Raw genomic sequence first — 6,846 nt, 5'->3', positions numbered from 1 at the left:
CTATGGACGTGCATCCCGGGTGGGTTCGGAGCGGGTATGACGATACTGCGGGCCCAAAAGCCTATTATATCAATCTCGAAGCCAAGCCCGGGAAGGGCGATCTGGTCGAGCAGTTCCTGAGCGACATTCTCGCTGGCGTAGAGCAGGAGCCTGGAACCGGCCCGTGGTTCGGGTGCCGTTTTTCCGAGACGACGTTCGGGATTTTCGAGGCGTTCCCGGATACCGCGGCTCGCAATGCTCACGGCGTTGGACCCGGGGGACGAAACTTTCTCAGGTCGGCCGAACTGGCGGACATGCTCGCCTATCCGGCGCATTTGTACCGCCTCGACGTTATGTTTGGAAAATATGATGTGATGTTTGGGAAGAAGGTGGTTTCCGGCTGAATTTTCCCGCGATCGCGTGAATCTTTTTTGCGGCGAGGCGGTCACGGCGCAATTTCTACGATCATACCGTGACGCTCGACCTATCTGACCTGGCGCGACGCGTTGTTGTGATTTTTGGCCCTGCCGCCTGTGCGTGCGGGCTTCTATGGGAGAACAATATGAAGATTTATGACTGGCCCACGGGGCCTTATCCGGCTCGCGTTCGTATGGCCCTGACCGAGAAGGATATGGAATCCAGAATCACGTTCGAAAAGGTCGATCTTTGGAAGGGGGAGCACAAGATGGCGGGCTTCCTGAAGAAGAACTACTCGGGCACCCTGCCGGTGCTGGAGCTCGACGATGGGACGTTCATCGCCGAATGCACGGCCATCACCGAATATCTTGATAATCTTGATGGAAATCCGATTTTGACCGGGAACACGCCCCGCGAAAAGGGGGAGATCCACATGATGAACAAGCGCGTCGAGCTGGAGGTGATGGATGCGGTCAGCGTCTATTTCCACCATGCGACGCCGGGCCTTGGGCCGGATGTGGAACTCTACCAGAATAACGAATGGGGTTTGAGGCAACGGGACAGGGCCCTGAGGGGCATGCGCTATTTCGATTCCGTCCTGCGAGAGCGCCCGTTTGTCGCTGGCGAGAAATTCTCGATGGCCGATATCACCCTCGTGGGCGGCCTGATCTTCGCCGCCATCGTGGAGTTGCCCGTTCCCGAAGAATGCACCGCCCTGCTTGCCTGGCACGAGAAAATGAAAGAGCGCCCTAGTGTCAAAAAACAACTAGAAATTAAAGCATAGTATAAGAATCGCTTATTCAAGAACGCTTCGTTCGCGGCTTCCGGGTGCTGGTGGGGACTGGTGAAGCCGAGGTTGGGCATATAATTGAGAGAAGCGCTGGCGCGGCATTGTTGTATCTCAAAACCGATATTTTTACGGCGGTGGTGCTCCCGGTTCGCGTCAAAAACCCGGCTGTTGAAGCCTCGGTGAATTTAACAAACGCGAAATTTTGTTATTATTCTCTATTTTTACCTTATTGTGTGGTGAGGGAAAATTTCATGCATGAATAACTGCATGCCACCGGTTTTTGGGCCAGACCCGATCTCTTCCAGTAAATTGTTCGCTCGCAGGACGCCGTGTTCGGCCCGGCGTCAATTCAGCGTAATGACTGTTTCGGTGCGAACATGAGGATCGACGGTATTCAGCATTGTGCTCAAACCCCACTGGCGTTGATCGAAAGTTGTGGCGCTCGCGATCTTCGTCAACGTGTTTTTCTGGAAAACCATATTAACATCGAAGGTCAGTGGGTGGGTTTGCCCCCTCATGGTAAGCGAACCGACCAGTTGCGTACGCACTTTACCATTGTGGATCGTTGGTTGGCAGTCGCCAACATAATGCATGGCGGGATGATCGTCGCCGTCAAGCATCAGCCCTGACAGCATCACTGTGCGCAGAACGGCGCTGCCGACCTTGATGGAATTGACGTCCATCGTAAGATCAACGTGGCAGGTCTGGTCAGTCAGGTTGTAAGTCACACTCCCGCCAAGTTTCTCGAACGATCCATCGATGTCAGTGACGGCGCTTTTCGCGTGCAGCGTCGCCTGCGTGTTCGAAGGCGTCAGCGTAACGTGCTGGGGGGCTGCGTTCGCGATCGGAACGAGGATCGGGCTGGCGCACAGGAGAAAGAGTGTGGACAGAGCGTGTTTCATGCGGCGTCAACGCGCGTGAGGTCTGAAAGATGCCGCGTTTTCATGGCGAAAGAAGGAATTTCGCAACGTTGATCGCTTTTCTGTCCACGGGCCGTTCATGGATTAACGGCCGAGGCGCATGCGCTGAGGTGAAACCAATCTGGAAGCGCTTCCAGCTTATGAGCAGTTTGGTTCGAATGCGCACCATATGGCTCGCTGGCCCGGTTCATGCGTCGTCGCTGACATCAGGATCGATATGGTTGTCCCCGGGCCGCTATGGCGCTCCCATAGACGAAGCCATGGGAACATCCTCCGCGTTGCCGAGCGCGCCTGCCGCGAACGCGAGGCTGGCGGCGGAGATCAGCGCCGCGTAATAGGCGTCCGATCGTGTCAGACGGGCGTCGAAGAGACCATTCTGGGCCAAAGACGCCTGGGTGACCGAGCCGACGCCGCTGCGATAGGCGGTGAAGGCGGCGTCGAATGTCGTGCTCGCGGCCGTTTGCAGCCGGTCTGACGCTGCGTAGGCGCTAAGGCTGGTGCGCAGGCTGTTCTGTGCGGCCACGATTTGCCGGACGGAGTCGTCGATGGTCTGGCGCAGGGTTACGCTGGCGGTGTCCGATTGGTTCTGTGCTTGTCGGACGAGCGCGGCGCGCGTGCCGCCATCGAAAATCGGCACGGTAATGCCGCCCAGGATCAGGCTGCTGAAATTATTGGTGGACAGGTTGAGCGTCGGGGAGGAGTCGGATCCAACGCCCGGAACCGAGGACAACGAAAGGCCGCCCGTACTGTAAGCGACGTTTCCGGTGAGGAAAATTTTCGGCAGGAACTCAGCCTTTGCGGCGGCGACGCGACTCTGCGCCGAGCGGACGGTCGCGTAGGCGGCCAGAACGTCTGGTCTGCGGGAAACGGCCTGCCGCACCATGGCGTCGGTCATGCGCATGTCGGAAAGGGCCAGAGGGCGGTTGGAAATATCCTGTGTCTGCAGCCGGGTGTCGGGCGACACGCCCATGGCGGTCATGAGGTCAAGGTAACGGTTCTCTACCTCGCCCTCGGCCTGAACCAGACGAAGTTCCGCCTGCGCGGTCGCCTGCTGCGTTTGGGTGACGTCGACGATCGTGCCCTGGCCCTGCTTCAGCCGGGCTTCGGCCGCTTTCTGGACCTGCCGCGCATTGTCCAGCGCCTCGCGGATCAAGATGACGCGGGCTGCTGCTGCGGCATGTGTGTAGAACGCCAGAGAGACGCCGTAGATGACCTTCTGATGGGCGGCCGTGAACAGGATGTTGCTGGCGATTTGTGCCTGCTGCGCCGCGTCGATGGTCGCCTCGCGCTTGCCGAAATCGAACAGCAGCCACTCAATGCTCAGTGTCTGGACTTCGCCGCTGCCGGAGGTGTTGTTGCGTACGCCATTGGTCAGGTTACGCAGGTCGCTCGCACCAGTGTTAAATGCGTCGCCGATAACGCCGCCATTGCTGATGGATGGGTTGGCCCCATTGTTGCGCGTGTGGTTGTAGCCCCCTACCACCGTGGCGCTGAGGCGAGGCAGATAGCTGCTGCGCGCAATTCCGACCGCCAGAGCGCTGTCGCGCGCGGTGTTCCATGCCCTGCGGGTGAATGGATTGGCCGATTGCGCGATATCAATGAGATCGACCAGCGAGTAGGCGCGGTTTGCTGTGATGTCTGGAGAGGCGTCCCGCGGGTGAATGGCCGTGTTGGCTGGAAGCGCGAAGCCGGGCGGCAGCGTCAGGCCCTGTGCGTGTTCTCGTCCCGGCAGGATTTCTCCGCTTTGGGAGACGTTGGGTTTCCAGGGGGCGTCGGGGTGCGCCGGGGCAGTCTGGAGAGCGTCCGTGGCGCATGCGCCAAGGCAGCAGAGCGTGACGCTGGCCATGGAGCGAAAATACAGAGCCTTCATGGAGTATGGGCTTCCAGCGCGACAAGGCGCGTGGTGAGGTCCGGCGACGCGGGAGACAGCAGCGTGTCCGCCGTCAGCTCGGCGGCCTTGCTCAGGATGTCATGATATTGCGCAAGCCTGTCCATCTGGGCGCGCATATGCGCTGGCTCGACGGTGGCGTTCTCAAATACGCGTTCGGCGGCGGACAGGGCCGTCTGGGCGTCTGCGGCGCAGAGCATCCGGTCTGGTTCCGTGCGCGCCGCAATCTGACGCCGCAACGCTGCGAACATGGCGTCCAGACGTTTCGGAATTTTTTGATAGGCGCTGCTGGGCCAGAAGCTTGTGAACATCGCGTAGGTGATCAGATTGCCGAGCATGATGCCGACGATACGATCGCGCGCGGTGGTCATGTCGGTCGTTGGGCCATAGTCCTTGAGGTCAGACAGGAAGAACGCAAGGCCGATCTGAAAACCGGCATAAGCAATGCGTGCGTCTCCTGTTTTTACCCAAGCGCCGATCAGAGATCCGATGAAAATAAGGAGCAGAAAAGCGACAACGTTGTGGAGATGGGGCATAACGAACACGATCGACAGAATGCCCAGCGTGGCTCCGACCAGCGCGCCCGAAATACGCAATGAGAGTTTTGAAATCATTTCACCCATCGTCGGTTGGGCGACGATGAAGCAGGTGATGATGCTGGTATGAATGCCCTGCCAGTTTAGTATCTTGAACACGAAATAGCTGAACATGACGGCGGCCGTTCCCTTGACGGCGAAGCGCACATGCTCGGGGTTGGTGAATGCGTCCGCAAAGAAGAAGCCGTTCCCTTCGGGTTGAGGAGCCGGAGAGTGAGACGGAGCGGGATTTGTGAAAGAGGAAAGAATGTCGACCATGGCGTCATGGCTCGTCTGGCCAATCCGTGTTGGGGAGGGAATGTCGATTGGATAATCGCCGCCCTCAAAAATGATCGCCATTTCTTGCATGGTCGGCGCCAGATCTTTCAGAGAACCATCGTCGTCGCTACGGCTTGCGTGGGCGCGGGCGAGAATAAGCAGAGCGACGCTGCTGCGCGCGGCCTGCTCCAGCGCCGCCAGATCGTTTGCGCGCCAGATTTTCTCGAGCCGCGCCATTTTCACATTCTTCGCCATGCCAGACATGCCTTCGCGCATCATGTCGTCGGCGCGTTCCAGCAGAAGGGGATCGGGGGCTGCAAGCAGCGCTGCGCTCATGCGCAGGCGCGCAGCGATACGTCGGGTCAGGAGCGCTTTGGGAGACGGACAGATCAGCAGTCCAAGCACGACCATTACAACACCGGGTGCGAGCGTGAACAGGTCGGCGTAAAGCAGGGCGCGTGTCGCCAGTTCGCCGACAGGAACCTGATCGACTGCGATCATCGCATAGACGACGATCAGGCCAAGCATGTATGCGACCGGTTTGAGTTTGCTCGCTGACCCCAGAAAGAAAAATCCACACGAAAGCAGCGCGACGGCAATGACGATGCCCAGCGGATGATCCAGCGTAATGCGGATGATTCCGTAAACCAGAGCCAAAAGTACCAGAATCAACAGATTAACGCCGACCCCGGCGATGGCGTTTGTGGTGCGGTCTTCTTGCCAGAGAGCCATGGTGACGAGGGTCGGGACGGCGAGTTCCGGGATTTGCCAGATTTCACCGATCAGAACGGTCGTCGTACAGCCGGCCGCCATGCGCAGGGCGTAGCCCATGCGGCCCGGCGCAGGATTGCATATAAGGCGCCACAGACGTCGCGTGGACGGTCCTGTCGGCAGGACGAACTGACCGCGCGGCGTGACGTCGGCATAGGGCCCCATGTCGGGCGCCCTATCGACAGGCGGCGCCATGTCGGATCTCGACGGTGGCGGTCGCTCCCAGACGAAGAAGGGCAGGGTCGGCGTGGTCGAGCCTCACCCTGACCGGAAAACGTTGCGCGACATGCACCCAGTCCATCTCTCGGGGAACAAGCGGAAGCGCGCGCGCTATGCCTGCGGTGTCGGCTGATAGAACGCCCCAGCCAATGCTTTCGACGTGGCCACGGATCGACGCGTTTCGGTCGATCATGGAATAAACTGTCGCGCAGTCGCCGGGACGTATAACGCTCAGATTGACTTCGCGGATATTCGCGATGGCAAACCATGCATCGTCTGCAATGAGAGTGAAAAGAACCTGTGATGGGGCAAGAATTTCACCAGGAAGGACTTGCAGGCTCGTGACGTAACCATCCGTGGGTGCAACGACGACAGTTTGTCGCAGTTCATAGCGTGCGTGATCAAGGGCCGCCTGATTGGCCGCTTCTGCCGCGAGCGAGCTTTTCAGGTCTCCGATAGCGACCTGCGCGGCGGCGGATTGCTGATTCGCCTGCTTCAGAGATACCTCCGCATCATGAAGAGCCACGCGCGCCTGATCGTATTGCTGCCATGGAATATAAGCGTGGTTCGCCAGGGGGGATAGACGTTCCACCGTACGCGCGGCGAGGTCGCGATTGGTCTGTGCGCGCGTGGTCTGGTCCTGAGCGACGATGGAGTTGGCGGTCTTTACGGCGACAAGACGTTTTTGATTCTCCACTTCTGCCCGAGCCAGCGCCAGATTGGCTTCCGCCTGCCGAACCGTCAGTTCGTAGGGTTCGGGGTCGAGACGGTACAGCAGATCGCCCTTATGGACATGCTGGTTTACGTGCACCGGCAGCTCCACCAGCCGGCCCCCGACCGTGGTGGCGATGTGGACGAATTCGGCGTCGATAACGCCGCTGTCCGAGGACGGGTGGGCGTTGTCTTCGTGTGCAACATGCATTCCCAGCAACGTTGCGGCTGCAATACAGAGAACGGCGATGCCGATTCCGACGGGTTTGCCGCTTGAAAGATGGACGCGTTTCATAA

At 59.2% G+C, this 6,846-nt stretch carries 6 protein-coding genes; 2 read left to right on the top strand and 4 right to left on the bottom strand.

The features are described from left to right. Positions 1-383: putative quinol monooxygenase (locus G442_RS25535; RefSeq protein WP_051291917.1), on the top strand; the 383-nt coding region annotated here is incomplete at its 5' end. A gap of 158 nt (positions 384-541) precedes the next feature. Beyond that, a complete protein-coding gene (locus G442_RS0104780; protein WP_026397070.1) occupies positions 542-1,180 on the top strand; it encodes a glutathione S-transferase in 639 nt (212 codons plus the stop codon). A 350-nt stretch (positions 1,181-1,530) separates the two neighbouring features. Here the strand turns inward: G442_RS0104780 and G442_RS0104775 are convergent, their stop codons facing one another. The 4 genes from G442_RS0104775 to mdtN form a co-directional block, all read right to left on the bottom strand. Next, on the bottom strand, positions 1,531-2,088 hold the full coding sequence (locus G442_RS0104775; RefSeq protein ID WP_026397069.1) for a YceI family protein: 558 nt from the start codon (positions 2,086-2,088) through the stop codon (positions 1,531-1,533). Between the two features lie 253 nt (positions 2,089-2,341). After that, on the bottom strand, positions 2,342-3,976 hold the full coding sequence (locus tag G442_RS0104770; RefSeq protein ID WP_026397068.1) for a TolC family protein: 1,635 nt from the start codon (positions 3,974-3,976) through the stop codon (positions 2,342-2,344). Further along, positions 3,973-5,814 (bottom strand): FUSC family protein, encoded by a 1,842-nt coding sequence (locus G442_RS0104765; protein ID WP_026397067.1) that lies wholly within the window; start codon positions 5,812-5,814, stop codon positions 3,973-3,975. Before G442_RS0104765 ends, G442_RS0104770 begins: the two co-directional genes overlap by 4 nt. After that, positions 5,795-6,844 (bottom strand): multidrug transporter subunit MdtN, encoded by a 1,050-nt coding sequence (gene mdtN, locus G442_RS0104760; protein WP_026397066.1) that lies wholly within the window; start codon positions 6,842-6,844, stop codon positions 5,795-5,797. Before mdtN ends, G442_RS0104765 begins: the two co-directional genes overlap by 20 nt. Between the last annotated feature and the right edge of the window lie 2 nt (positions 6,845-6,846).

Origin of the sequence: Acetobacter nitrogenifigens DSM 23921 = NBRC 105050, from assembly GCF_000429165.1 — a bacterium.
In the GTDB taxonomy this organism is placed as follows: domain Bacteria; phylum Pseudomonadota; class Alphaproteobacteria; order Acetobacterales; family Acetobacteraceae; genus Acetobacter; species Acetobacter nitrogenifigens.
Note: the sequence above shows the minus strand (reverse complement) of the source record. Positions and strands in the feature narration are given on the sequence as shown.

Excerpts from the sequence above, each read along its gene's own strand:
- G442_RS0104780 (WP_026397070.1), top strand. The coding sequence starts at position 542 with ATGAAGATTTATGACTGGCCCACGGGGCCTTATCCGGCTCGCGTTCGT.
- G442_RS0104775 (WP_026397069.1), bottom strand. The coding sequence starts at position 2,088 with ATGAAACACGCTCTGTCCACACTCTTTCTCCTGTGCGCCAGCCCGATC.
- G442_RS0104770 (WP_026397068.1), bottom strand. The coding sequence starts at position 3,976 with ATGAAGGCTCTGTATTTTCGCTCCATGGCCAGCGTCACGCTCTGCTGC.
- G442_RS0104765 (WP_026397067.1), bottom strand. The coding sequence starts at position 5,814 with ATGGCGCCGCCTGTCGATAGGGCGCCCGACATGGGGCCCTATGCCGAC.
- mdtN (WP_026397066.1), bottom strand. The coding sequence starts at position 6,844 with ATGAAACGCGTCCATCTTTCAAGCGGCAAACCCGTCGGAATCGGCATC.